This window comes from Stenotrophomonas sp. PS02289, from assembly GCF_029960115.1.
In the GTDB taxonomy this organism is placed as follows: domain Bacteria; phylum Pseudomonadota; class Gammaproteobacteria; order Xanthomonadales; family Xanthomonadaceae; genus Stenotrophomonas.
Genome location: NZ_JASCOZ010000016.1, coordinates 23,263 through 45,756 on the forward strand (window position 1 = coordinate 23,263; position 22,494 = coordinate 45,756).

Below are 22,494 nucleotides of genomic sequence, written 5' to 3' on the forward strand. Positions count from 1 at the left end.
GGCGCTCAACGCCGCCGTGGAAGCCGCCCGCGCCGGCGAGCAGGGCAGGGGGTTCGCCGTGGTGGCCAGCGAAGTGCGCACGCTCGCGCAACGCAGCGCCACCGCTGCGAAAGAGATCGCGGGCTTGATTCACGCCTCCGGCGAGCGCGTCGAAGCCGGGCTGGAGATCAGCGCCAATGCCGGCGAAGCCATCACCACCCTGCGTCAGGCGGCCGCACGCACCACCGACCTCATCAATGAGATCGCCGCTGCCAGTACCGAGCAGGCCAGCGGCATCGAGCAGGTGAACCAGGCCGTGGTCAGCATGGACCAGACCACCCAGCAGAATGCGGCCCTGGTGGAAGAAGCCACCGCCGCCGCCCGCAGCCTGGAACAGCAGTCGCAGTCGCTGATGGAGGCGGTGGCGGTGTTCCGCCTGGCCTGAAAAAAAGAAAGCCCGGCTAGGGAGCCGGGCTTTCCATGACGCGTGGGAGAGAGGTCACACGTCACACAACAACGTACTGCATGAGTATTTCAACACTCACCACGTGAAGCGCGGCCCAACGAAGTACTCCTTGTCGCCGCCCTTGGCCAGCTTCACTTCGCCGCTCAGGCCCCAGTTAGGGGTGAACTTGGCCTGCGCACCCACGCGGCCATAGAACTCACCGTCCGGGTTGATGCCGTGCTTCTCGGTGAAATCTTCGTAGCCGGCCATCGCGTAGCCCTCGAAGTTCGGGGTGAACGCGGTACGCACACCGACTTCAGTGCTGTAGCCGTTGAAGTCCAGACCGTGCTTCGGGTCGAACTTCTGGTAGGCAACGCGGGCGACCAGGTCGGTGGTCGGGGCGATGCCGTAGTTGTAGCCGGCACCGATGCGCCACTGGTCCACGTCGGCGTTGCCGCGCTTGGTTTCCTGCGCGTTGTAGTCACCAAAGATGTGGAAATTCGGATGCACAGCCACGGAGCCCTTCACGCCCCAGCCGTCCGCATCGCCACCCTTGGCGTCGGTGTTCACGTAACCGCCTTCCACGTAGTTGTACGACAGGCCATCAGCGGCGGAAGCGGCGAACGGCAGCGCGGCCATCAGGCCCAGAGCAAGCAGAGAGGTCTTCATAATCGGGACACACCTTTTTTATTTTTGGTTTTGCCGACCACACCGCTTGGGGGAGGGGAGAGAGCGGATGGTCGACAGGTGTTAATTATCCGTTGGACGTCTCAATCGCCCCTGAATATTGAACTGACCAGTACATGAATGAAGCGGGGGTTCAGGGAACTCTCGTCGCTGAGGTCGCCCCCTTGCGACAAAGCTGTTAACGCCCCTTGTAGACAAGGGCAATCTTTGCGCTTGGATCACGCACGACCAGGGACTCGCCCTCAATGCAGTACGCGTGCCGGCCGGGGTCGCCACTGATCTCAAGGGTGTAGCAACCGTCTGACTCACCTACCACTTTGTAGTTTCGGGTGATTGCTTCGGGAATGCCCTCAATGCGAATGGCGAGTGTGTCAGGCGTAATCTCGAGCAGGCCCCCGTCATAGATCTCGCGGATCTCGCCAGCGACGGAATCAGGCAGGCCAGCGGCCTTGGCCCTGTCAGTCGTGGCGACAAGGTCGACCACCCAGCTGCCCTGGAGGGATGGGGACTTATGGCACGCGGCCAGAAGAGCGAGTGAAAACAGAAGAACAAGCTTTCTCATGTGTAGATTCCAGGTTTTCCCATTGATGAAAATCGGTAGATCAAAGACCCATCACTCGCTACTGCTCGGCCTCCAACCGCTTCCGTACAAATTCTTCAGACGCCTTGCCGTGGCGTTCGGCCTGGTCTGACTCTCCTGGCTGCAACAGTCCGACGCTGAATGCTCCGTCGATGGCCGAACGCGGGCCGCCGACGATCAGTGCCACCTGGTCGCGGGTATGGAGCGAGGCAAAGCGCTCGGGCCGGCCACGATCTTCCAGCATCGCCTCCAGCAGGCGTAACACCGCGTCCACGTCATACCAGTCGCCCCGGTTTCGTGCGGGAGTGCGATAGCGCTTGCCGTCCAGATAGGCCACCAAGGTGTAAGCACCGTCCTCGTCCGTAGGGAATACTTCCTCAAACACCGCGCCGTCCAATGCAGGCTGTACCAATTGAGCCAGCGGACGCAGCACGGCCTCGTGCTCGTTGGGGAACCGACCGGTCTCGGCATCGAACGCATGTATGTAGCCGGCCTGGGTCAACAGGGTGGTCGGATCAGCATGTTCGTACGTTCGGCCGGAGGAATCTTCCAACCGGCTGAACCCAAGGCTGACCAGTTGCGCCCGCGCCGACTCAACAGCCGCTGCTGTGTCCTTCGGCCGTGCCTCAAGCGCTGCGTCCAGCGAATCCTTGCGTGGCCCCTCTTCACATACGTAATGCTGCTTGTCCATGCCGGCGCAGACCCGGGCGGCAATCGCGTGCAATGCAGGATCGCCGGTCCGGTAGAAACTGGTGGCCAGCTCGTCCGCGAGCTCACCCGGGGGCATGCGCTTTTGGATGGCGTGGAGCGCCTCCCAGGCTTCAGGCTCGGGCCGGCGGGCAAGCGTCAACGCTGCGCCCCAGGCCTCAAACCGGTTGCCCTTGTCGATGGCCTGTTGTGCAGCGCCTACCAGCACCTGGTCGAACGGGGGCGGCGTCGGGTTGACGTCGATGAGGTCTTCATAGGCTTCCAGCACCGCCCAATAAGGCGTGTCGGCACGCAGCAGCAGAGACGCGTCCTCGGGCTTCCGGCAGTTGGCCGCGAAAGCGCCTGAAAGTGCGTTGCGAAACCCTGAGGCCGCCCCGGCCATGACCGGCCTGGCCTGCGCACAGAACGCTTCGGAGGCGACGCGCAGCCGCGTCAGCGACCGCCAACCTTCGGCCCAGGCCAGGGTCTGGTCAACCGGAACGCGCTTGGCCGAGCGCTGGAGCCGCTTGAACATCCCGGCATCGCCCGCCAGCAGATGGTCCACGACGTGCCCGACCGGCGGCAGTGCCGGATCGCCTTCTTCCCAGGCATGCAGGCCCTGCACGGTAAAGGGCAACGGTGCCGAATAGCGCTTGGGCACGGGGGCGCGATCGATGGTGACGACTGGCCCCACGCCTGCAGCGGCAGGCCCTTTCGCACAGGCGACGAGCGAGCCGAGTCCGAGGGCAAGAACGCAGCCGAAGGTAATCCGGTGATGGCGCATGGGGTGGAGATCCTTTTCCTCCGGCTGTCCGAGGCGGCATTATAGCTTCGGCAGTTCAGCCGCCCACCTTGGAGCATGAAGGACCATGTTCAACGCAATCACAGCCAGATCCAGTCTGTTCGTGCTGTTGGCACTGATGCCCGCGCTCGGCAGCGCGGAGACGACTCAGGGTTTCGAGGAACATTTCTGCGGAGAAGCGATAGGCATCTATCTGCCCAACGCCGAGGGCAAGCCTGCCGCCAACATCACGCTTGCCGACTTTCAGATGATGAGTCCTCAGGATCGCTGCGTGCGCAACCTGCCGCACGACGAGCTGATGCGGCTCCATGCCGCAGTCAAGCCGATCGCCGCCGCCGCCTTCGCAAAGAGTGAAGCCAGCTTCGGGGTCATGGCGCGCTACACGCTGACCCCGGACCGACCCACAACATTTGACATGCAGGTACGCGATGCGCCGGACGCGGAGACGGAGCGCCTGACCCGGTTTCACAACGAGGCGGAGGCGCTGCGGAATTTCCACTCGACCAGCGGCACCGTGTATGTGGTGATCCACTACACAGTGCACGCGAGCGGTGAGCCTGTGCCTGCGGACTAGGCGTCGCTCTTGGTAGCTGGCTCGTACAGCGCTTCAAGCGCATCGAGCGCGGCTTTGACCTCGCTGGTGTCCAGTTCCACGCCGAGCTCCTGCTTCATCTGCTCCATTGAATAATAGTGACCCTGGAACTGACGTTTGAAGTCACGTGCGCGGGTCTTCGCTGCCTCTGGCTCATAGTTGCTCCAGAACAGCTTGACGAGATTGGTCTGCGCCCGAATTCCAGAGCTGAACGCGTCAACCAGCTTCACCAGGAACTCGTGGTGTTTGTTCTCGTAGCTGGGCGGAACGACCGGCTCTTTGTAGTTGTTATCGTCGTGGATGAGGTCCAGCACTTCCCTGAGCCGGGCCACGATGTAGTCATCGGTCTCTTCGACATCCTCGAACGCCGTGATCGAATACGTCTCCGGGTCCAGCTCGATCTTGTACAGATCGTCGCAGTCATGACGATTGAGGTAGAAGTCCTGGTCGTTCGGAGCCCAGAACGCCTTGCCGAGCGGTACATCGATGAACGCGTCGTCGCTCTCGACCTGGCGTGCTACGCCGGTGCGCGCGTCGTAGATGAAGACCTCGGGGAAATCCGGATCCTCGTAGATGCCCAACAGCAACGCCCTGTTGCCGTCGCTGGTCACGTCCACCGACTGGATGCAGAACTCGTAGTCATCGCGGTCAACGCACTTGCCGATGTCGTTGGGAATCTGGTTGCGGAGCAGCTTCATGGTCGTCCTTGCATGTCGGTGTGAGGTGGGTGACGGCATTGCCGACCCATTCTACGGCACCCCATTCAGGTTCCACTTGGCAGATCGTCAAGTTCGCTCAAGGAGCAACCCGGAGGCATTACGCCGCCGGCTGCGAAGCCCACACATCATCGCGAGAAACCGCTGACGGCAGGTTCCTCTGCCTCCCTGACAGGAGACTGCTGCCGCTGCACATTCTGCTGCTGATCAGCGTCCCGGCTGGCTGCCTCCAGCTTCTGGTCAGACACTGCCACGGGCGTCTGCTTTGCCTGCTCGATGTCAAACGGCACCCGCCGCTGATCGTGCGGGTTGCTGCCGTGCTCGACCAGGAAGGCATACCCCTTGTTGCCGATGACTACCGCATCCACGCGTGACACGTTGGGCGCCCCGTCGCTCAAGCTCGCCAGCGCCGAGCGACTGAACTGCTCACGCTCGCTATCGCTGGCAAACCTGATCTGGCCGTCGCGCTCGGCCGTCTGTACACCTTCGCGGATCTGCAGCAGCGCGCCATGACGCGGATGTTGAGGCGAATCCGGCCCCGGTCGCGTGTGATCCAGATCCCGCTCCACGGCTTGCTGCACCAACGCCTGCAACTGCGCCCGTTCGAGGACGTCCACCTGGATGGACCGGTACTCGAACTGCGACGCCAGCTTCTGGTCCACAGGCTCTGAATCACGACAGGGATCGACGATCTTGCAGCTGGCCAGCTCGTCACGCAGATTGCGCTGGCCGTCGTTGTCCAGCTTCAATCCGAACGCAGCGGTGGCACCGCCGGCTTGATACACGGTGACCGTGGACAAGTCAGTTGGCACTGGTCGCTTATCGAACAGCGGTCGGTCGCTCAGCAGGTTCAGATAGTCCATCGCGGCGTTGCCGGTGAGAATCTCCAGGCCCGGCTCTCTGTTGCCGCCCCCCACGTTGGAGTGTCCACCCGGCGCGGTGACATTGATCGCCAGACGATCCGGCGTCATGCCCGGGTCGTTGATGGTCTGGTGCGGGAACAGTTCGCGGCGCTCGTCGGCGGCAAGAATGGAGACGCGCGAGATCACGCTGGGCGGCAGACGCGCGTCGTAGTTGGCGGGCATCGTGGTGGCTACGGGGTCCAGATGCAGTGTGGCCTGCACAGCTTGGCCGGGGGCAACAAGAAGTGGCAGCTTGCTGATGACGCTGATGTTGCCATTCCTGTCCTGCCCGAACTCCAGACTGGATGGATTGGCGATGCCGTACTCATCCACCAGGCGTGCAAGGCCCGCGACCTGGACCGCACCACGGCTGTAGCCTGCGCTTACCACACGGATCTGCGCATCCGGGTCTGCTTGCTTCCACTGTTGCGACTGGTCAGCCAATGCCCGGTAGGCTTCCTTGATGCCGTCGTCCCATGAGTACGCGAATGCGCCATCAAGCGCGCGTCCGATTGCATTCTGCTGCGTGCCGATGCCTCTGGAATAGTGCGCGCCCACCCGGCTATCTGGCTCATCGGCAATCACCTGGGCCTGTTTAAACGCCAAGCCGATAGTCGTGGGAGCACCGAGCTTGGGGTTATTGAGGTCCTGCCCTGTGCCATCCAGAAACGCGAAGAAAAGGTGCTCATGCGTATTGGCGCTGCGTTGTAGCAGCGGGACAGATAGCTGCGCCATCTGTTCGCGCAGTGTCTGCTCCAGTCGAAGATCATCGGCGCTGGCAGGACGGCTTCCTGTGCTTGAGCTCAGCTCACCCATGGGATCATTCCTTTGGCTCAGTAGGTGTATGTCTTGACCAGTACGAGATCCCTACGCACCGCAGAAAGCGGGTTTCCTGGTGCCTGCAGGTGTTTGGTAGGAATGAAGGCCTTCATGTAGACGCGAATGGTCCGGTCGTTGACCTCAAGCAGAATCGCCGGGTTCACGCTGATCCGCCCGTTGGGTACTGCAGCGACCTCCTCCCTCGGCACATAGTGCCGAACCAGCTGATCCGCAAAGATTTCGCCGATGTCGATCTCCGTCTCGTGCGACGTCCCGTCCTTTGAGGTCCACACCACTTTTGCCGGCGGCGGGAAGTTCCGCACGCCGCCATGCCCGCCGTTCCAATCCTTCAGATAGTCCGGACCATACGACGCAGAAGCGCGAGTCGGCTTATCCGAACCATGGTGAACACCGTCGTAAACCACTTCGCAGGTAAGCGTGTCGTGGCAGCGTGCCGAAAAGTTGTGTTTGTCGAAGCGAAGCGGCCATGCGGGTGCCTGATCATTCATCTCAGCTGCCTTGGCAGGATCACCCGCCGGAGCCAGCTCACCACTCGTCAGCACCGGCGTCTCTGGATACGTAAACCGCGCATGTGCCATCGGTGCACTCTCCTGCATTTTGTGGGTGGGAGGCGATGCGCCCCCTGTGGTGGCACAGGCCGCCAAGGCAAGGCTGGCGGCAGCAGCCATGTGCTTGGAAATTCTGGGCATCAAGCGCTTCTCGTCATCGTCCATCGTACGTATCCGTCTTCCGATGCGTCAGCTATGCACGCCGACGTTGAAATTGACGGTAGCACAGGTTTTTGGCGCGATTGTTGAGACACATCACCTAAGGCCAATGACGACAGGTCGCGTCGCTAATGGCGTTAACCGTGCAACGTCACCGCGGAGAGCATCGACTTCAGCGAAGGGCTATGGGACTACGGCTGAAGGCGTGGATGCATGATCGGGATCTGCGGTCGCCTCCGCTGGGCTACCAGGGTTGGCTAACAGCGGCTTGCGTTTGATCACCTTGGGCAATCCGCCCAACGGTAAGGGCCCCAGTGCACGGCGAATACCCCTGTTGATGGTCTCCACCTCACGCGCCAACTGAGCATCGTGATGGGCATCACGTTTCTTCAGGCTCTTGGGCCGGTACAGATTGACGTCGTCTTCCATTGCGCGCCTCCCTCTTCCATGGGATCGGGCCGGATGGCCCGGGTCTCAGGCGGACGTTAGCACAGGTTCTGGACTCGTACAGGGCCGGGGATGGTTACCTGCATCCCCGGAATGCGGGATGATGGGTACGTGTACACACGCCGCGAAGGATCGTCACCATGCGCCTCTGGATGTCTGCCGCTGTAGTTTCACTGTTCGCTTCGGGCCAGGCGCTTTCTCAGGCAGCGCCCATCGGGTCTGAGCTTGTGCTTGTGCAGCCCAAGGGCACGACGTGTCTGGATACGCGGGACAACACGCGTATTCCACTACGGCTGACCAATCGCTCTACGGAACGCATCGCTTTTCATCTCTCTGCACCTGGACAGGAGCGTGACTGGCTTCATGCGCGTTCGTTCGACATCGAGTTCGTTCCGCCACGATCTTACGAGATTTTCGGCGGAGACCTGGATGAGTACGCCCGCTCAGAGCGTCAGGTTCGCTTTGAATCCGGTGATCAGATGGACGTCTTTGTGACCGCCGAACTTTGGCCAGGACCGGGCTATACGGGAAAAGTTCGAGCCCGAGTGAGGGATACAGAAGGCCGTCTGCACGTCTCCGAAGAACTTGATGTCTGCCCGGCGATCAATGCCGCAGATACTGAGAAGTGAGAGAATCCAGCATGCAGAAGTGGAAGGTGTTCGCCATCGGTACCGTTGCAGCGATGGCGCTTGTGATCGGCGCAGGATATGCACTTGCATGGCGCGCCGTACCGGTATGCGCTGACCTGACGTTTCAGGATATCCAGCGCCGGGGCGTCACCGGTCTCGAGTTCGGTGGACGCAAGGTGGCGCTGGGAAGGGCCGATGTCTTTGCCCGTGTCGAAGCACCCTTCCTGGTAGAGACGATGTACTTCGTGCCATTCGATCTGCACGGCACAACCCATGTGCAACGCTATCTGGTCCTTCCCTGGGGTCTGCGACAGATTGGCGTCAAGGCCTACCACCACGTTGATGCCGGTTGCTCGCACCATGCACCCGTCTGGTTGGAACCGCACCGCCCTGAAACCCGGCGGTGCGGACTCCGCCATTACGCCTCAGCGTAAGTCGGATAATCGATATACCCTTCCGCGCCACCGCCATAGAACGACTCGCGCTTCGGCGCAGCCAGCGGCCAGCCATTCTTCAACCGCGCCACCAAATCGGGGTTGCTGATGAAGCTGGCACCGAACGCAGCCAGATCGATCACGCCGTCTTCGATCAACTGCTCGGCGCGCTCGCGGGTCATGCCGCCGGCCAGAATCAGCGCCGTCTTCGGCAGGTGCGGCTTCAGGCTGTGCAGCAGGCCTTCAAAGCCGCCATCGCCGCTGCCGTCGGCCGGCCGGTCCCCCATCTTGTAGCCCGACTGGTCCATCAGGTGCACATAGGCCAGTTCGCGCTTGCCGATCTCTCGTACGAGCGCGGTGTAGGTTGCGCCGATCTCCGGGTACAGCGGCATGTCGAACAGCTGGCCATACGGCGACAGGCGGATCGCGGTGCGCTTGGCTCCAATACGCGCCACCACCGCATCAATCACTTCCAGCGTGAAGCGCAGCCGGTTCTCCAGCGTGGCGGCGGAGTAGGCGTCGCTGCGATCGTTCACCAGCGGATTGAGGAACTGCTCGTGCAGGTAGCCGTTGGCCCCGTGGATTTCCACGCCATCGAAGCCAGCCTCGATGGCATTGGCCGCGGCCTGCGCGAAAGCTTCCACGATGCGCGGAATTTCATCGGTCTCCAGCTGACGCGGGGCCGGGGTCTCAATCAACGCCGCTTCGCCCTGCGCGTTGTAGCCAAAGGCCTGTGCGCCCACCGCCTGCTTGGAGCTGGCGCTGACCGGCTGCTGGTTGTCGAACTGGATGGTCGGGTGCGACACGCGGCCCACGTGCCACAGCTGGGCGAACATGCGGCCGCCGTTGGCGCGCACCGAGTGGGTGGTCAAGCGCCAGCCGGCGATCTGCTCCGGGGTGAAGATGCCCGGGTTGAACAGATAGCCCTGGCCCTCGCGGGAGATCGGGGTGCCCTCGCTCACGATCAGGCCGGCGCTGGCGCGCTGGGCGTAATAGAGCGCGGTGCGCTCGTCGGCGGCGTCATTCGGTGCACGCGCACGGGTCAGCGGGGCCATCACCACGCGGTTGCTCAGCGGGGTGCCAGCCAGATCAAAGGGTTCAAACAAACGGCTCATCAGGGTGTCCTGCGGTAGGGAAGGGGCGCAGGTGGCTGCGCGCTGCCCATCAAGCTAGGGGCTTGCCAAACGGGCTACAATCACGCCGACCGGCAAATCACTATTGCTGGAATCGCAATTTACCTATCGGTGCCGCGCCGCCCATGCAGCTCAAGGCTCTCCGCTACTTTCTGACCGTTGCCGCCACCGGCAGCTTCCTGGCCGCCGCCCGGCAATACAGTGTTCCAGCCTCGTCGGTGTCGCGCTTCATTGCCGCGCTCGAGAAGGAGCTGGGCAAGCAGCTGCTCTATCGCAGCACGCGCGCGGTGCGCCTCACCGAGGCCGGCGAGCTGTTCCATCACCAAGTGCGCGACGCGCTGGAGATCCTCGACCAGGCCGCCGAACAGATGGAGGGCAAGGATGCGGGCATCAGCGGGCTGATCCGCATCAACGCACCGGAATCGCTGGGCCGCCGGCACATCGCGCCGATCATCGCCGAACTGCAGGAGCTGCATCCGGCACTGGTGGTGGAGCTGACCCTGACCGACCTGTACATCGATCCCGTGCAGGACGGCGTGGACATCACCATCCGCATCGGTCCGCTGGTGGACTCGGGGCTGATTGGTAAGGTGATCTCGCCCAACCGCCATCAGCTGGTGGCCAGCCCGACGTATCTCGAAGCCCATGGCACGCCGGAAACTCCCGAAGACCTGCTGCAGCACCGCTGTCTGGTCTACAAAGGGCAGCTGGGCATGCAGCGCTGGTACGTCAATGCCGGCGACGAGCAACCGCTGAAGGTACTCAACGTCACCGGACCCCTTCGCAGCAACAACGCCGAGGCGCTGCTGGCGGCGGCCGTGGCCGGGCGTGGGATCGTGCTGTTCCCGGACTGGATGTTCGAGCAGGGCACCTTCGCACGCGGCGACATGGTGAAGCTGCTGCCGCAGTGGCAGTTCTCCACCCAACCGGACCAGATCTACCTGCAGATGCTCTCGCCGGAGAACAAGATGCGCTCGCGCAAGGTGCAGACCGTTTCGGCGTTCATTCTGGAGGCGATCGGCTCGCCGCCGTACTGGTGTCTGGACATGTAAGCCGAGGCATTCCGACCCGCTTGTCCGGGAATGTGGATGACGGCATTATCCTTGGACTACTTCAGGGAACGAACATAGCCGTGCAGCCCGCTCAAGGACGTCTGGCTCGCTGGGCGCGATCCAGCGCCATTGTGCTCCTGCTTTCTACCTCGTGGCTGGCTACCGCCGGCAACGTTGATGTGCAGAGTCCCCTTCAGATCGCCCGATTGGATGGCTCCTCTCTGGGCGTTCACCTGCAGCGTCCTGTCACTCAGGAAAAAGTCCCGCTGCTGATCTACATAGGTGGTTCACTGTGCATACCTTCGACCGAGGACGAAACGGCGCAGTGGCTGCTGCATCGAGACACGACGAAAGAACCTTACGCTGTCGCCATCGTCGAAAAGCCTGGTCCCACCGTCCCGAAGAAGAACGCCGACGGTGATATTGAGATTGGTCCGGACTTTGCCTGCAGCCAGGAATTCAAGCAGTACTACACGATCGATCAGCGCGTCGTGGACCACCTGCGCGCGCTTCAATACCTGCGCGCCCATGCGGACTGGTGGAACGGAGATCTGCTGATCTGGGGATTCTCCGACGGCGGGCGCGTGGGTGCACGGCTTGCGTCGTACTACCCGCAAACACACGCAGTGGCCCTCATCGGCTTCGGCGGCGGTGTACCGATGGCGGCGTCGATGGAAGACATGGTGTGTGCCACGAATGCGGACGCCACCGAATGCCGAACCTCGCTGCGCCAGCAGATGGACGAGATCCGCATGCAGCCGGTGCCCGGTCGTGACTGGATGGGCGAGGCCAACACGTATGCCGCCTGGGCCAGTCGCCTGGATGCGGTGGAAGCTAACATCCTTCGTGATCTTCGCGCCCCCCTGCTGGTGGTGCATGGCGAGCGCGATGGCTCGGTGCCGGTGGCGTCCGCACGCAAACTGGCCGAGCGCATGCGGGACACAGGTGTGTTGTTCCGTTACCGGGAAGTGCCCGGCATGCGGCACAGCCTTGGGGGCGGGAAAACGCCGACTGAAGTCGAAGCCCTGCATCGGGATGTGCTGGTGTGGCTGCTTGACCCGAAAGCCCGGCAGTAAGGACCACACATGCCATTGGACGACATCGCAGGAGGCCTGCTCGGCGGCGTGTTCCGCTTCGTGGTCTACGTACTCGTGGGCATCTTCTTCGAGGCCATCATCAAGGGCACCGGCCATATCGTGCTGGTGACGCTTCGGCCCAGCAAGGAGCCATCCGAAACGGCCTGCGCAGTGGTGGGTCTATTGTTCTGGGGCGCGCTTGTGGTTGCAGGCGTCCTTATCCTCCGGTCGCTGCTGAACTGACCCCCAGTCCAGCCCGCTCCCGCAGCTCCTGCCTATAGCGCCGGCTGCAGGGCAGCGCAGTGCCGTCGCGCAGGTGCACACGGGCATCGCCGGTATCCAGCGGTTCCAGCGAAGCGATCTGGTCCAGCGCCACCAGATAACTCCGGTGGATGCGCTGGAATCGACTGGGGTCGAGCAGGCTCTCAAGACTGGCCAAGGTGCTGCGCAGCGGATAGTCATGACCGCGTACACGCAGGTTCACATAGTTCCCGGAGGATTGCGCCCATTCGATGTCGTCAGCGGCAATCAGGAAGTCGCGACCCAGCTTGCGCACCACGAAGCGGCCGGGGCGTTCCACGGACTCAACCGGTGGGCTTTCATCCGGCTCGGTCAGTACGCTCGCTTCACCTTGCCAGCGCCGCAGCAGGAAGCGATAGCCTTCGATCAGCAGGATGATGGTGGCAACGCTGCGCGCGTCCTTCAGATACTCGTAGGCGAGCTCGCGCGACCAGGGGCCGAAGGTGTACTCCATTCCCATTACCCGGTAGGCCAGTACGCGCAGCGTGACCATTCCGGCCACGTGCACCAGACAGACAGCGACGCTCAATGGCACAAAGGCCATTGCCCATTGCCGCCAGGTGTCCCAATGCAAGGGAAACCGGCGCGTGTACGCCACCAGCACGGGAATGAGCAGCAGCCACATCAGCGCACTGCTGGCCTCCCAGACGACGGGCTGCCAGACCTCGGCGGCAGGATCGGACCGCCGCAGTTCGATGAGCGTGGTGATGCTGTTGCCTACCAGGTTCGCGCCGATAAGCAGCAGCCAGAATCCGGCTTCGCACACGCGCCGCCAGGGCAGGTAACGTTCGTAGGGCATCAAGGCTGGGGGGGTCATGGTGCCAGTTTAGGTAGCACATGCCCTGACGACCATCTCCGTTCGTCACTATCCGCGGTCGGTTCGTCCCCAAACCCCCGCCGTTTGGCCCTCTGCGCTAATACCCCTGTCGAACATGTTGCAGCGTAGGCACTCTTTCGACAGGAGCTGGGCATGCACCGCCGTTACGATCTGGACTGGGTCCGTGTCTGCGCCTTCGGGGTACTGGTGCTCTACCACGTGGGCATGTACTACGTGACCTGGAGCTGGCACGTGAAGAGCCCATACGCCAGTAACACGCTGGAGCCGCTGATGATGCTGAGCTCCCCATGGCGGCTGTCGTTGCTGTTCCTGGTGTCCGGGGTGGCCACCGCGTATCTGTTTGGCGGGCCGACCGGGACCGACCCCGACGCAGGCAGCAAGCGCCGGCTGCTGGGATCCCGCTCCTGGCGGTTGCTGGTGCCGCTGGCGTTCGGCATTGCCGTGGTCGTGCCGCCGCAGTCCTACTATGAAGTGGTGGAGCAGCTGCCCGGGGGGTATCACGCCGGCTACTTCGCCTTCCTGGGGCAGTACTTCACTGGTTACGACGGATTCTGCGATGCCGAGGGCTGCCTGTACGTGCCCACTTGGAACCACCTGTGGTTCGTTGCTTACCTGTGGGCCTACACCGCCGTGCTCTGGCTGATCTGGGCGCTTGCTCCGCGTGTATTGCAGCTGATGGGGCAGGTCCTGGAGCGACCGCTGTCCGGACTGGGCGCTCTGATTCTGCCGGCACTGCTGCTGGGAGTGCTGCGCATCGCGCTGGCCAGTCGATTCGAGCAGACCCATGCGCTGATCGATGACTGGTACAGTCATGCCCAGTACTTCAGCGTGTTTCTGCTGGGGTTTCTGCTGGCGCGCGCTGCGCCCTTCTGGAAGGCACTCGCGCGCCTACGTTGGCTGGCGCTGCTGCTGTGGCTGGCCAGTTGGGCCGGTCTACTTGCGTACTTCCGCGGCTACGCCTACGCCGACGCCGACCCACCAGAAATGCTGCGCATAGCCATGCGTGCCGTGTGGGGTCTGGACCAGTGGTGCGCCATCGTGGCGGTGTTGGGCTTTGCCCGGCACTGGAGCCCTGGGGATAGTCGCGCGCTGCGCTATCTGGTGTCGGCAGTGTTCCCGGTCTACATCCTGCACCAGACCATCATTGTGGTGGCCGCGCACAACTTGAAGCCGCTTGGGCTTTCACCGGGTGTGGAAGGGCCGCTGCTGGTGCTGATGACCTTTGCGCTGGCGCTTTTCCTGTATGAGGCCATCCGCCGGGTGGCATGGCTGCGGCCGCTGTTTGGCTTGAAGCACGGAAGCCCGACGCCGGCACGGCTGCCCGCGACCAGTGGCAACGCCTAGAACACAACCTCATCTACGGGTACGGCGGCAATCTTCACCCCGAAGCTGCGGATGCTGGGCAGCGTCGCGTTGTGGTGGACAATGATCGCCGTCGCCGGTGCATGCGGTTTGTCATGGGTCGTATGTGCGTCGGCGACCAGCGTGATCTCATAGCCCAGCGCGGCGGCGCGGCGCACCGTGGTGTCCACGCAGAACTCGGTGGCGTAGCCGCAGACCACCAGATGCGTGACACCCAGGCCGGACAGCGTGGCGGCCAAGTCGGTGTTGTGGAAGGAGTCCGGCGTGGTCTTGCGCGACAGCAGGTCTGTCTCGGCGATTTCAAGCTCGGATACCAAGGCCCACGCCTCACTGCCATGGCGGAAATGGTCGCCCTGCGCCGCCTCGTGCTGCACGAAGATCACCGGCACATTGTGCTGCCGGGCGCGCTCGGTGAGCCGATTGATGCGGAAGATCACCTCGTTCGAACTGGCCGGCGTGGGGTCCGGTCCGAACAGGCCCTGCTGAACATCAATGATCACAACAGCTTTCACCCTGGACCCCAGCGGAAATCGAATTCGGTGATCGCATGATAGCGGGCCGCTTTCATGCGCTAAAGCAGTAATCGTTGCTATCGGCAGACGTCTTGCGACCGTCTCTACCAGAGCGGGGTCTGCGGTCGCCCTCAGGAGGCGCGTTCAGCCTCCAGCTTGTCCAGGAAGCCGAACAGCGCCTGATTCATCTGTGACCAGTCCTGTGCACGCAGCACATCAGCCTGTTGCACGTACGGACGATCTCGCAATGCAGCCAGCTCCTGCGTGGACGCTTCAATCAGCATCTCCACCACCTCCGGCGTGAATTCCATATGGCATTGGAAGCCGTAGGCGCGGGGGCTGTACTCGATGATCTGGCGTGGGCAGCCTTTGCTGTAGGCAATAATCGTTGCCTCAGGCGTCAGTCCCGGCATGTCACCGTGCCAGTGGCCGACATCCAGCACATCGGCGAAACCGGCGAACTTCGGGTTGGCGCGCCCTTCCGGCGTGAGCGTGATCGGGAACTTACCGATCTCCTTCTCCGGGCTGTGTTCGTGCTGCCCACCCAAGGCTTCGCCCAGCAGCTGCGCGCCCAGGCAGACACCTACCACCCGCTTGGCCGCGTCGACAAACGCCCGGATCAGGGCCATCTCGGCCTTCGCGTTGAAGTGCGGACACTCGGCCTGCGACGTGGCGGGCGACTGCGGGCCCCCCATGACCACCAGCATGTCGTGCTGGCTGGCATCCGCGGGCAGCGTGTCGCCACCGTGGAGGTGGCTGAAGGTCGCGGTATGACCGCGTTCCTGCACCCACTGCAGGTAGGCCCCCGGGGCCTCGAAGGACTCATGGATGACGAAGTGGACCTTCATGGTGATTCCGGGACCGCTGGAGTACGGTCATGATGACATGGAACATTTCCGGGAAGACGGCGTTGCGCCGCCAACGTCCCCAATCGCTGCACGGCGTTCTCCAGTCGCTTGTCCCACACCATTCCACAGCCCAGCCGCACATGGTCGCGGTAGTCGCCACGGCTGGAGAACAGCACGCCGGGTGAGATCCCGATGCCCTCGTCCATCGCGGCAGACGCCAATGCATCGGCGTCGCCGTTGTCGGGCAGCTGCAGCCATAGAGACAGCCCGCCCTTCGGCGCACTGCACCGCGTGCCGTCTGGCCAGTAACGTGCGATGGCGTCCTGCATGCGGCAGGCATTGTCGGCCAGCTGCTGGCGCAGCCGGCGCAGGTGCCGGTCAAGGTCGTGCTGTTCGAGGTAGTCCACCAGGGCCAGCTGCGGCAGGGTCGGGTTGCCCACGGTGGAGTGGTATTTGGCGCGCACCAGCGCGTCGGTCCAGCCGGCGCCCAGGATCCAGCCCACGCGCAGGCCTGGTGCCAAGGTCTTGGAGAATGAACTGCAGGTCAGTACCTGGCCGCGAGTGTCGAAGTGGCGCAGCGGTGGTGGGCGCTCGCCCGACCAGCTGAGGTCGCCGTAGATGTCATCTTCGATCACCACGGTGCCATGGCGGGCGCAGCTGTCCAGCAGGGCCACTTTGTCGGCGTCAGCCAGCACCGTCCCGAGCGGGTTATGGAAGTTGGGCACCAGCACAGCGGCACGCACCGGGGTCTGTTCCAGCAGCACGTCCAGCCGCGCCAGATCCAGCCCGCCGCCGTGCCGGTGCGGCAGTTCCAGCACCTTCAGACCGTGCGCGGCTACGGCCTGCAGAATGCCGTGGTAGGTGGGCGTTTCCACGATGACCACGTCGCCGGGTTGGGTCAGCACGCGCAGCGCGAGGCTGATTGCCTCCATCGATCCTGCGGTGACCACCACTTCGTCGGGTGACACGTCGGTGGCCAGGCGCGCGTAGCGCTGGGCGATCAGGCGCCGCAACGGTGCGTGTCCCTGCGGCGGCGCGTAGTCCAACGCCTGCCGTTGACTGTGCCGCAAGGTGCGGGCCATCGAGGTAGCCAGTGCCCTGGCGGGCAGCAGCTCGGTGGCGGGCGAGGCGTTGTGCAGGGCCAGCAGGTCGGTACGTGCCAGCAGTTCGTGCAGGCGCGCCAGGGCGGGGTTGTCGACCGGGTGCGGCACGCGCCGGCGCGGCGCGCTGCTTCGCGGTGGCAACGGGCTGGCCTGCACGTAGTAGCCGGAGCGCGGCCGCGCCTGCACCAATCCTTCGCGTTCCAGCTGCAGGCAGGCCTGCACCGCCGTGGCGGGGCTTACCCCGTGGCTGCTGGCGAGCTGCCGGATCGACGGCAGGCGTTCGCCGGCGCGCAGGACGCCTTGTGCGATCTGATCGCGCAGGGTGGCGGCAATGGCGGAGTAGAGCAGCATGGTGTTGCCATCTGTACTGGTCGAAATTGATTCTAGCTGAGTCTGTATCGGTCGGGTGTGGAGGAACAGACTGGCCGTCCCCCCAACTGGATACGGCCATGCAGGCGTCCTCCCCCTCCCAGACCCGGCTGGCCCTGTGGCAGCTGGTGGTGGCCGAAATTCTGATCGGCTCGGTCGGCGTGTTTGTGCACGAGAGTGGACAAGACCCGATCACGGCGGTGTTCTACCGCTGCCTGTTCGGTGCGGTCTTCCTGCTGGCGTGGGGTACCGCGCGTGGTCACCTGCACGGCGTGTGGCGTGACCGGGTGTTCCTGCGCGGCGCGGTGATCTCCGGCGTACTGCTGGTGCTGAACTGGGTAGCGTTGTTCGCCGGTATGGCGCGTTCCTCCATCGGCGTCGCCACGATGGTGTATCACTGTTTCCCGTTTGTGATGCTGATCCTGGCTGCGCTGGTATTGAAGGAGCGCACGCGTCCTGCGGATTGGGGCTGGACGGTGCTGGCCTTCGTCGGTGTGGCTGCATCGGCCGATCCGATGCAGGTGCTGTCCGGTAGCAGCGGCTACCTGTTGGGTATCGGATTGACCTTGCTGGCGGCGCTGCTGTGTGGGGCGTCGTTGCTGATGTCACGGCAGATCGGACGCGAACGCCCGTTCGCACTGGTGACAGTGCAGTGCCTGGTGGGTGTGGTGATGCTCGCGGGGTTTGCCGACGCCAGTGCGCTGCATCTGGGCGGCCACTGGGTGTGGCTGATCGGGCTGGGCATCATCCACAGCGGCGTTGTGTATGTGCTGTTCTACTCCTCGTACCGCCATTTGCCGGTGGCAACCATTGCAGTGATCGCGTTTGTGTACCCGTTGGTCGCGCTGTTGCTTGACTATGCGGTGTACGGACACCGGTTGAGCGCGATCCAGTTGGTTGGCGTGGGAATGATTGTGTTGGGAACGTTGGGGGTGAATCTGAAGTGGTCGCTGCCGATGCCCAGCCCATTCAACCGTGTACCATTGCCTAAATTTACGGATGAAAGACGCAGTGCGGACCATGAGGATATCCCCGCACCCTGACAAAATGCTCGGTCATTGGGACGCGGAGGAAGGAAATCTAAATATCTGCGAGTTCCAGGTTGGCAGAGTCATGGTCTACGTCCAGTATGACGACCAGTCATCAATGGCGAGCAGGTTGGCGATTGCCGAGGAAAGCATTGATCAGGCGTTCGATGACATTGACGGTGCATTGGCATTCGCCTCAGACGTGTCTGCGGGTCTGTTCCCGGAATTCTGGAAGAACGCCGCGCGGATCGAACTGAAGCAGAACCCTCTCAGCGTCTTCAGTGTCCGGTATGACATCGGAACCCATCTTCCGAGCTATCAGATCTGGTGGAGTCCGTGGTTCCAGACCGAAGAAGGGACCGCGTACTCTGAAGAATGGGTGGAAGAGGTCGTGCGCGTGACCGTTCCAGACCAAAGGGGCTTCATCTGGATTCGACGTTTGGACAAGGATACGTTCGAGTTGGAGCGATACTGGCTAGCGGAGTGACGCTTTGGGTTCGCGTCTCAAATGATCCGCAGCGTGATCGCCTTCAACACTGCCCGCGTACGATCGCGCGTGCCCAGCTTGTCCAGGATGGTGGAGACGTAGTTCTTCACCGTCCCCTCGGCGAGGAACAGCGTGCGTGCGATCTCCTTATTGGAGTACCCACCCGCCAGCAGCCGTAGAATCGCCACTTCCTTTTCACCAAAGGTGTCGCTCGGCGGGGCCTCGTCGTGGAAACGATAACGCGCCCGCACCGGGTCGGTGCTCACCGGCAGCAGGAGGGTCTCTCCGCTGGCAACCTTCAGGATGGCCTCGTGCAGATCTTCCGGCGCGGCATCCTTGAGCATGAAGCCTTGTGCCCCGGCCTGGCTGGCCTGCAGCAGCAGGTCGCTTTCATCAAAGGTGGTAAGCAGCAGCAATGGCGTGGTGTCGCCGCGTTCACGCAGCTGCCGGGTGGCGGCAATACCGTCCACACCGGGCATGCGCACGTCGCTCAGCACCACGTCCACCTGGTGCGCGACCAAGCCATCCAGCAACCCCTGGCCATCATCGGCTTCCAGCACCACCTCGATGCCAAGCCCCTGCAACAGGGCGCGCAGACCGGCACGCACCAGTGCCTGGTCGTCGGCCAGGGCTACCCGCAGCGCGGGCACCGCGCTCATGTGGGCAACCTCGCGGTCAGATGCATGCCACCGGCCTCGGTACGCGCCAGCTCCAGATGCCCATGCACAGCGGCCAGTCGCTCACGCATACCGGTGATGCCGTTGCCTTCGCGGATGCGCTCGGCACGCTGGCCGTCGTCGCGGATGTCGATGCGCACGCCGTGTTCTTCCCTGTCGATGTTCAGCCATACGGTATCGGCATCGCCATGCCGTGCGGCATTGGTCAACGCCTCCTGCACCAGCCGCAGCACGGCATCGGCCACCAGCGGGTTGGCGATGCGCACCTGTTCGCCGATATGCACCTGCAGACCCGGGCGCGGGAACGGGGTGGCCAGCGCCTGCAGCGCCGTAGCCAGGTCCAGTCCGCGCTCGTCGCGCATGCTCTGTACGACCTGACGGATGTCGCCAAGCAGTTCCGCCGACAGCTGTTCCACCAGTTGCACGCGCTCGCGCGTGGCCGGGGTGGCGTCGCTGGCCAGGGCACGCAGGTTCAGGCGCATCGCAGTGAGCTTGTGTCCGGCCACGTCGTGAAGTTCGCGCGCCAACCGCAGGCGCTCGGCGTCGCGGGCGCTGTCGGCCAGCAGGGCGCGGGTGGCCAGCAGGTCGGCGTTGACCCGGGCCAGGGCCTCGCGGGCCAGTTCGGAACTGCGCGCATAGTGGGCGGTGAGCGCGGCAAAGGCCTGGAAGCCGGCGTAGATGACCACGACCAGGAACGGATGGGTCGCCCCGCCCAGCCGCAGGGCGAAATACAGACACAGATTCAATCCCAGTGCCGACAGCAGCACGGTGCGCGGCGGCCAATGTTCCGCCAGGTGTGCCACCAGCACCACCAGCAGGACCGGCAGGGTGCCCACGCGCGGCTCCAGCCAGACCAGGGACAGCGCCATCAGCGCCAGCAGCACATCGCTGGCCAGCCGCCAGTGCGAGCGGATGGGCAGGTGGTCGTAGCTCACGAACAACAGCATGAACACCCCCAGGGCCACCCAGCGCAGGGTCTGCTCGCCCTGGGTGGCGACGCCCAGCGACAGCCCCACCGCCACGATGGTCAGCAGGCCGGCCAGGCTGAGGGGGCTGATCAGGTTGCGCAGAAAGGAGGGCATGGCCGCATGCTGCCCGCCCGCTGCCCGGTTCGGCAATGGGGGTGGGGCAGAAAGTGACTTCTGGCACTGCGGATCGATGACCACTGGGCATGGGTTGAGGTGGCCGGGCTGGGCAGACTGGCCCCACACACCCAACCTGGAGCGAGCGCCATGATCCGCAGCCTGATGAACTGCCTTCCCTATGCCTGCCTGCTGGTGGCTGCCTCTGCAAATGCGGGCGACCTGCAGGTGAATCTGCAGGATATCCGCGTCCAGACCGGCACCCTGCACATGTCGGTGGTGGATGGTCCGGACGGTTGGAACCAGAAGGCCAAGCCGGTGCAGGCGCAGTCGGCCAAAGTGACCGGCGACACCGCCCACTTCGATTTCAAGAACCTGCCGGCGGGCGACTACGCGGTGATGGTCACCCAGGACGAAAATGACAATGGCAAGCTGGACACCAACATGCTGGGCGTACCGGTGGAAGGCTACGGCTTCAGTAACAACCCGCAGGTGATGCGCAAGCCCACCTGGGAAGAAGCCCGCGTGCACGTGCCGGCCGAAGGTTCCACCATCACCATCATCCTGCGCTGAGGCATCCCACATGGACCGTCGCCGCTTCCTGCAGTCGCTGTTGTCTGTTGCCACCACCGCTGCCATCGGCGGCGTTGCCTTGCGCGCCGTACCTGCACTGGCCGGCGATGCGGCCGCCTTTGCCCAGGCCCGCGAGCAGCATCCGTGGCTGACCGGGTGGCGCAGCGTCACCACCGAAAGCCTCGGACCGGCCACGGTGGATCTGCAGGGCCGGCTGCCGGCGGGGTTTGCCGGCACCCTCTACCGCAACGGGCCGGCCTGGAAGGAACGCAACGGCTTCCGCTACGACCATTGGTTCGATGGCGACGGCATGGTTCACGGCTGGCAGTTCAATGGCAATGGCACTCTGACCCATCGCGGTCAGATGGTGACCACGCCCAAGTTCACCCGCGAACAGAAAGCCGGGCGCTTCCTCTACCCTGCCGCCGGCACCGATGTGCCGAACCGCCAAGCAGTACGTAACAACGACGACGCCAATGCGGCCAACACCTCGGTCATGGTGGTCAATGGCCGGCTGTTCGCATTGTGCGAGGCAGGCTCGGCCTTCGAGATGGACCCGCAGGAACTGAGCACGATCGGTGCCACGACCTGGCGCCCGGATCTGGCATCGATCCCGTTCTCGGCGCACCCGCTGGTGGATCGCGATGGCAGCGTCTGGAACTTCGGCAGCATCTCGCTGCTGGGTGGCACCGGGTTGCTGGTATGGCACATCGGTGCCGACGGGCAGCTACGCTCGGCCAGTGTGGTCGATACCCCGTTCATGGGCTACATGCATGCGTTTGCGATGACCGATTCGCATCTGGTCTTCATGCTGATGCCCTTCGACTACAAGGAAGGCGGTGGCGCGTTCTTCGAGCGCATGCAGTTCGCACCGCAGCGCCCGTGCCGGATCGCGGTGGTGCCCAAGTCCGCCCCGGATACCGCGCGCTGGTTCGAAGCGGCGTTCACCGCCGCCTACCACTTCGGCGATGCGTACGAGAAGAACGGCCGCATCGTGATGCGCACGGTGCGTCATGACGACATCGATGAAGCGCGCTCGCCGATGAAGGAAGCGATGGAGGGCGATGCCGCCCACGCCGCCAACTCCGACGCCAGCCTGCTGGAGCTGCACCTAGACCTGCGCAGCGGCACCGCGCGCTGGGAAGAGACGGGCATCCGCGGCATCGAGTTCCCGATGTTCGACAGCCGCACTGCCGGTGACAAGGGTGCTCGCCTGTACACCCCGGTGATCCAGGGCGAGCACAGCGCGCCCTACTTCAATGGTGTGGCCGGGTTTGACGTCGACCGTGGCCGCCGCCAGGTGTGGCGCTATGGCACCGATATCCTGGCCGAGGAGCACGTGTTCGTGCCACGTCCGGGCAGCCGCAAGGCGGACGACGGCTGGCTGGTCGGTACGCTGCTGGATTCGGCGAACCAACGCAGCGGCATTGCGGTGCTGGATGCGCGGCGGATTGATGAGGGTCCGCTGGCGCAGGCATGGCTGCCGTATGCGGTGCCACTGGGCTTCCATGGGACGTTTGCGGCGAAGGGGTGAGTGCGGTGGGGGGGGGGGGGGGGGGCGGCGGGGGGGGGGGGTTTTTAAAATACCCGCCCCCCCCCCCCCCCCA

26 protein-coding genes are annotated in these 22,494 nt (G+C 63.7%); 12 read left to right on the forward strand and 14 right to left on the reverse strand.

The genetic code is table 11. The features are described from left to right. Positions 1 to 16: 16 nt before the first annotated feature. Complete coding sequence (locus QMX83_RS04040; RefSeq protein ID WP_282295370.1) at positions 17 to 424, forward strand: methyl-accepting chemotaxis protein; 408 nt, start codon at positions 17 to 19, stop codon at positions 422 to 424. Positions 425 to 520: 96 nt separating this feature from the next. Here the strand turns inward: QMX83_RS04040 and QMX83_RS04045 are convergent, their stop codons facing one another. The 3 genes from QMX83_RS04045 to QMX83_RS04055 all read right to left on the reverse strand — a co-directional run bounded on the left by QMX83_RS04045 (position 521) and on the right by QMX83_RS04055 (position 3,162). Continuing rightward, positions 521 to 1,093, reverse strand: coding sequence for an Ax21 family protein (locus QMX83_RS04045; RefSeq protein WP_282295371.1), 573 nt, complete (start codon positions 1,091 to 1,093; stop codon positions 521 to 523). A gap of 196 nt (positions 1,094 to 1,289) precedes the next feature. Then, positions 1,290 to 1,673, reverse strand: coding sequence for a hypothetical protein (locus QMX83_RS04050; RefSeq protein WP_282295372.1), 384 nt, complete (start codon positions 1,671 to 1,673; stop codon positions 1,290 to 1,292). A gap of 58 nt (positions 1,674 to 1,731) precedes the next feature. Then, the gene (locus tag QMX83_RS04055) at positions 1,732 to 3,162 is read right to left on the reverse strand and encodes a hypothetical protein (protein ID WP_282295373.1); all 1,431 of its coding nucleotides are present in this window, start codon (positions 3,160 to 3,162) and stop codon (positions 1,732 to 1,734) included. Positions 3,163 to 3,247: 85 nt separating this feature from the next. On the opposite strand from QMX83_RS04055, the gene QMX83_RS04060 reads away from it, so the two are divergent. After that, the gene (locus QMX83_RS04060; RefSeq protein ID WP_282295374.1) at positions 3,248 to 3,754 is read left to right on the forward strand and encodes a hypothetical protein; all 507 of its coding nucleotides are present in this window, start codon (positions 3,248 to 3,250) and stop codon (positions 3,752 to 3,754) included. On the opposite strand, the gene QMX83_RS04065 is transcribed toward QMX83_RS04060, so the two are convergent. From QMX83_RS04065 to QMX83_RS04080, 4 genes are all read right to left on the reverse strand, one after another. Further along, complete coding sequence (locus QMX83_RS04065) at positions 3,751 to 4,470, reverse strand: hypothetical protein (protein ID WP_282295375.1); 720 nt, start codon at positions 4,468 to 4,470, stop codon at positions 3,751 to 3,753. The two genes, QMX83_RS04060 and QMX83_RS04065, sit on opposite strands and share 4 nt — an antisense overlap. Positions 4,471 to 4,616: 146 nt before the next feature. Further along, positions 4,617 to 6,206, reverse strand: coding sequence for a DUF2235 domain-containing protein (locus tag QMX83_RS04070; protein ID WP_282295376.1), 1,590 nt, complete (start codon positions 6,204 to 6,206; stop codon positions 4,617 to 4,619). A 17-nt stretch (positions 6,207 to 6,223) separates the two neighbouring features. Then, positions 6,224 to 6,943 carry a hypothetical protein gene (locus QMX83_RS04075; RefSeq protein ID WP_282295377.1) on the reverse strand — a complete coding sequence of 240 codons (720 nt, stop codon included), beginning with the start codon at positions 6,941 to 6,943 and terminating at the stop codon, positions 6,224 to 6,226. A 177-nt stretch (positions 6,944 to 7,120) separates the two neighbouring features. Continuing rightward, positions 7,121 to 7,366 carry a hypothetical protein gene (locus QMX83_RS04080; protein ID WP_282295378.1) on the reverse strand — a complete coding sequence of 82 codons (246 nt, stop codon included), beginning with the start codon at positions 7,364 to 7,366 and terminating at the stop codon, positions 7,121 to 7,123. A 158-nt stretch (positions 7,367 to 7,524) separates the two neighbouring features. Here QMX83_RS04080 and QMX83_RS04085 point away from each other — a divergent pair, with 158 nt between their 5' ends. After that, positions 7,525 to 8,013: a hypothetical protein gene (locus tag QMX83_RS04085; RefSeq protein WP_282295379.1), complete on the forward strand. Its 489-nt coding sequence runs from the start codon at positions 7,525 to 7,527 to the stop codon at positions 8,011 to 8,013. Positions 8,014 to 8,024: 11 nt separating this feature from the next. After that, the gene (locus tag QMX83_RS04090; protein WP_282295380.1) at positions 8,025 to 8,447 is read left to right on the forward strand and encodes a hypothetical protein; all 423 of its coding nucleotides are present in this window, start codon (positions 8,025 to 8,027) and stop codon (positions 8,445 to 8,447) included. Here the strand turns inward: QMX83_RS04090 and QMX83_RS04095 are convergent. Then, entirely contained in the window at positions 8,432 to 9,562 is a 1,131-nt protein-coding gene (locus QMX83_RS04095) for an alkene reductase (RefSeq protein WP_345782612.1), read from the reverse strand. The genes QMX83_RS04090 and QMX83_RS04095 overlap by 16 nt on opposite strands. A gap of 143 nt (positions 9,563 to 9,705) precedes the next feature. Between QMX83_RS04095 and QMX83_RS04100 the strand changes: the two genes are divergently transcribed. From QMX83_RS04100 to QMX83_RS04110, 3 genes are all read left to right on the forward strand, one after another. Beyond that, the gene (locus QMX83_RS04100; protein WP_282295381.1) at positions 9,706 to 10,632 is read left to right on the forward strand and encodes a LysR family transcriptional regulator; all 927 of its coding nucleotides are present in this window, start codon (positions 9,706 to 9,708) and stop codon (positions 10,630 to 10,632) included. Positions 10,633 to 10,712: 80 nt separating this feature from the next. Then, positions 10,713 to 11,708, forward strand: a complete 996-nt coding sequence (locus QMX83_RS04105) for an alpha/beta hydrolase (RefSeq protein ID WP_282295382.1) — start codon at positions 10,713 to 10,715, stop codon at positions 11,706 to 11,708. Positions 11,709 to 11,717: 9 nt separating this feature from the next. Continuing rightward, positions 11,718 to 11,951, forward strand: coding sequence for a hypothetical protein (locus tag QMX83_RS04110; RefSeq protein WP_282295383.1), 234 nt, complete (start codon positions 11,718 to 11,720; stop codon positions 11,949 to 11,951). Here QMX83_RS04110 and QMX83_RS04115 read toward each other — a convergent pair. Further along, positions 11,926 to 12,825 (reverse strand): LytTR family DNA-binding domain-containing protein, encoded by a 900-nt coding sequence (locus tag QMX83_RS04115; protein ID WP_282295384.1) that lies wholly within the window; start codon positions 12,823 to 12,825, stop codon positions 11,926 to 11,928. The genes QMX83_RS04110 and QMX83_RS04115 overlap by 26 nt on opposite strands. A 153-nt stretch (positions 12,826 to 12,978) precedes the next feature. Here QMX83_RS04115 and QMX83_RS04120 point away from each other — a divergent pair, with 153 nt between their 5' ends. Continuing rightward, entirely contained in the window at positions 12,979 to 14,190 is a 1,212-nt protein-coding gene (locus QMX83_RS04120) for an acyltransferase family protein (RefSeq protein WP_282295385.1), read from the forward strand. Here QMX83_RS04120 and QMX83_RS04125 read toward each other — a convergent pair. From QMX83_RS04125 to QMX83_RS04135, 3 genes are all read right to left on the reverse strand, one after another. Beyond that, positions 14,187 to 14,708: a cysteine hydrolase family protein gene (locus QMX83_RS04125; RefSeq protein WP_282295386.1), complete on the reverse strand. Its 522-nt coding sequence runs from the start codon at positions 14,706 to 14,708 to the stop codon at positions 14,187 to 14,189. The two genes, QMX83_RS04120 and QMX83_RS04125, sit on opposite strands and share 4 nt — an antisense overlap. 143 nt (positions 14,709 to 14,851) lie before the next feature. Beyond that, on the reverse strand, positions 14,852 to 15,568 hold the full coding sequence (locus QMX83_RS04130; RefSeq protein WP_282295387.1) for a gamma-glutamyl-gamma-aminobutyrate hydrolase family protein: 717 nt from the start codon (positions 15,566 to 15,568) through the stop codon (positions 14,852 to 14,854). Next, complete coding sequence (locus tag QMX83_RS04135) at positions 15,565 to 17,022, reverse strand: PLP-dependent aminotransferase family protein (RefSeq protein WP_282295388.1); 1,458 nt, start codon at positions 17,020 to 17,022, stop codon at positions 15,565 to 15,567. Before QMX83_RS04135 ends, QMX83_RS04130 begins: the two co-directional genes overlap by 4 nt. Positions 17,023 to 17,120: 98 nt before the next feature. Here QMX83_RS04135 and QMX83_RS04140 point away from each other — a divergent pair, with 98 nt between their 5' ends. Further along, positions 17,121 to 18,083 carry a DMT family transporter gene (locus QMX83_RS04140; RefSeq protein WP_282295389.1) on the forward strand — a complete coding sequence of 321 codons (963 nt, stop codon included), beginning with the start codon at positions 17,121 to 17,123 and terminating at the stop codon, positions 18,081 to 18,083. Between the two features lie 70 nt (positions 18,084 to 18,153). Continuing rightward, positions 18,154 to 18,555 (forward strand): hypothetical protein, encoded by a 402-nt coding sequence (locus QMX83_RS04145; protein ID WP_282295390.1) that lies wholly within the window; start codon positions 18,154 to 18,156, stop codon positions 18,553 to 18,555. A 17-nt stretch (positions 18,556 to 18,572) separates the two neighbouring features. On the opposite strand, the gene QMX83_RS04150 is transcribed toward QMX83_RS04145, so the two are convergent. Both QMX83_RS04150 and QMX83_RS04155 read right to left on the reverse strand, forming a co-directional pair. Further along, positions 18,573 to 19,205, reverse strand: coding sequence for a response regulator transcription factor (locus tag QMX83_RS04150; protein WP_282295395.1), 633 nt, complete (start codon positions 19,203 to 19,205; stop codon positions 18,573 to 18,575). A gap of 5 nt (positions 19,206 to 19,210) precedes the next feature. Next, on the reverse strand, positions 19,211 to 20,314 hold the full coding sequence (locus tag QMX83_RS04155) for a histidine kinase (RefSeq protein ID WP_282295391.1): 1,104 nt from the start codon (positions 20,312 to 20,314) through the stop codon (positions 19,211 to 19,213). 150 nt (positions 20,315 to 20,464) lie between these two features. Between QMX83_RS04155 and QMX83_RS04160 the strand changes: the two genes are divergently transcribed. Both QMX83_RS04160 and QMX83_RS04165 read left to right on the forward strand, forming a co-directional pair. After that, positions 20,465 to 20,887 (forward strand): DUF2141 domain-containing protein, encoded by a 423-nt coding sequence (locus QMX83_RS04160; RefSeq protein WP_282295392.1) that lies wholly within the window; start codon positions 20,465 to 20,467, stop codon positions 20,885 to 20,887. Between the two features lie 10 nt (positions 20,888 to 20,897). Further along, positions 20,898 to 22,421, forward strand: coding sequence for a carotenoid oxygenase family protein (locus QMX83_RS04165; RefSeq protein WP_282295393.1), 1,524 nt, complete (start codon positions 20,898 to 20,900; stop codon positions 22,419 to 22,421). The last annotated feature ends 73 nt before the right edge of the window (positions 22,422 to 22,494 follow it).

Excerpts from the sequence above, each read along its gene's own strand:
- QMX83_RS04045 (WP_282295371.1), bottom strand. The coding sequence starts at position 1,093 with ATGAAGACCTCTCTGCTTGCTCTGGGCCTGATGGCCGCGCTGCCGTTC.
- QMX83_RS04050 (WP_282295372.1), bottom strand. The coding sequence starts at position 1,673 with ATGAGAAAGCTTGTTCTTCTGTTTTCACTCGCTCTTCTGGCCGCGTGC.
- QMX83_RS04055 (WP_282295373.1), bottom strand. The coding sequence starts at position 3,162 with ATGCGCCATCACCGGATTACCTTCGGCTGCGTTCTTGCCCTCGGACTC.
- QMX83_RS04060 (WP_282295374.1), top strand. The coding sequence starts at position 3,248 with ATGTTCAACGCAATCACAGCCAGATCCAGTCTGTTCGTGCTGTTGGCA.
- QMX83_RS04065 (WP_282295375.1), bottom strand. The coding sequence starts at position 4,470 with ATGAAGCTGCTCCGCAACCAGATTCCCAACGACATCGGCAAGTGCGTT.
- QMX83_RS04070 (WP_282295376.1), bottom strand. The coding sequence starts at position 6,206 with ATGGGTGAGCTGAGCTCAAGCACAGGAAGCCGTCCTGCCAGCGCCGAT.
- QMX83_RS04075 (WP_282295377.1), bottom strand. The coding sequence starts at position 6,943 with ATGGACGATGACGAGAAGCGCTTGATGCCCAGAATTTCCAAGCACATG.
- QMX83_RS04080 (WP_282295378.1), bottom strand. The coding sequence starts at position 7,366 with ATGGAAGACGACGTCAATCTGTACCGGCCCAAGAGCCTGAAGAAACGT.
- QMX83_RS04085 (WP_282295379.1), top strand. The coding sequence starts at position 7,525 with ATGCGCCTCTGGATGTCTGCCGCTGTAGTTTCACTGTTCGCTTCGGGC.
- QMX83_RS04090 (WP_282295380.1), top strand. The coding sequence starts at position 8,025 with ATGCAGAAGTGGAAGGTGTTCGCCATCGGTACCGTTGCAGCGATGGCG.
- QMX83_RS04095 (WP_345782612.1), bottom strand. The coding sequence starts at position 9,562 with ATGAGCCGTTTGTTTGAACCCTTTGATCTGGCTGGCACCCCGCTGAGC.
- QMX83_RS04100 (WP_282295381.1), top strand. The coding sequence starts at position 9,706 with ATGCAGCTCAAGGCTCTCCGCTACTTTCTGACCGTTGCCGCCACCGGC.
- QMX83_RS04110 (WP_282295383.1), top strand. The coding sequence starts at position 11,718 with ATGCCATTGGACGACATCGCAGGAGGCCTGCTCGGCGGCGTGTTCCGC.
- QMX83_RS04115 (WP_282295384.1), bottom strand. The coding sequence starts at position 12,825 with ATGACCCCCCCAGCCTTGATGCCCTACGAACGTTACCTGCCCTGGCGG.
- QMX83_RS04120 (WP_282295385.1), top strand. The coding sequence starts at position 12,979 with ATGCACCGCCGTTACGATCTGGACTGGGTCCGTGTCTGCGCCTTCGGG.
- QMX83_RS04130 (WP_282295387.1), bottom strand. The coding sequence starts at position 15,568 with ATGAAGGTCCACTTCGTCATCCATGAGTCCTTCGAGGCCCCGGGGGCC.
- QMX83_RS04135 (WP_282295388.1), bottom strand. The coding sequence starts at position 17,022 with ATGCTGCTCTACTCCGCCATTGCCGCCACCCTGCGCGATCAGATCGCA.
- QMX83_RS04140 (WP_282295389.1), top strand. The coding sequence starts at position 17,121 with ATGCAGGCGTCCTCCCCCTCCCAGACCCGGCTGGCCCTGTGGCAGCTG.
- QMX83_RS04145 (WP_282295390.1), top strand. The coding sequence starts at position 18,154 with ATGGTCTACGTCCAGTATGACGACCAGTCATCAATGGCGAGCAGGTTG.
- QMX83_RS04155 (WP_282295391.1), bottom strand. The coding sequence starts at position 20,314 with ATGCCCTCCTTTCTGCGCAACCTGATCAGCCCCCTCAGCCTGGCCGGC.
- QMX83_RS04160 (WP_282295392.1), top strand. The coding sequence starts at position 20,465 with ATGATCCGCAGCCTGATGAACTGCCTTCCCTATGCCTGCCTGCTGGTG.
- QMX83_RS04165 (WP_282295393.1), top strand. The coding sequence starts at position 20,898 with ATGGACCGTCGCCGCTTCCTGCAGTCGCTGTTGTCTGTTGCCACCACC.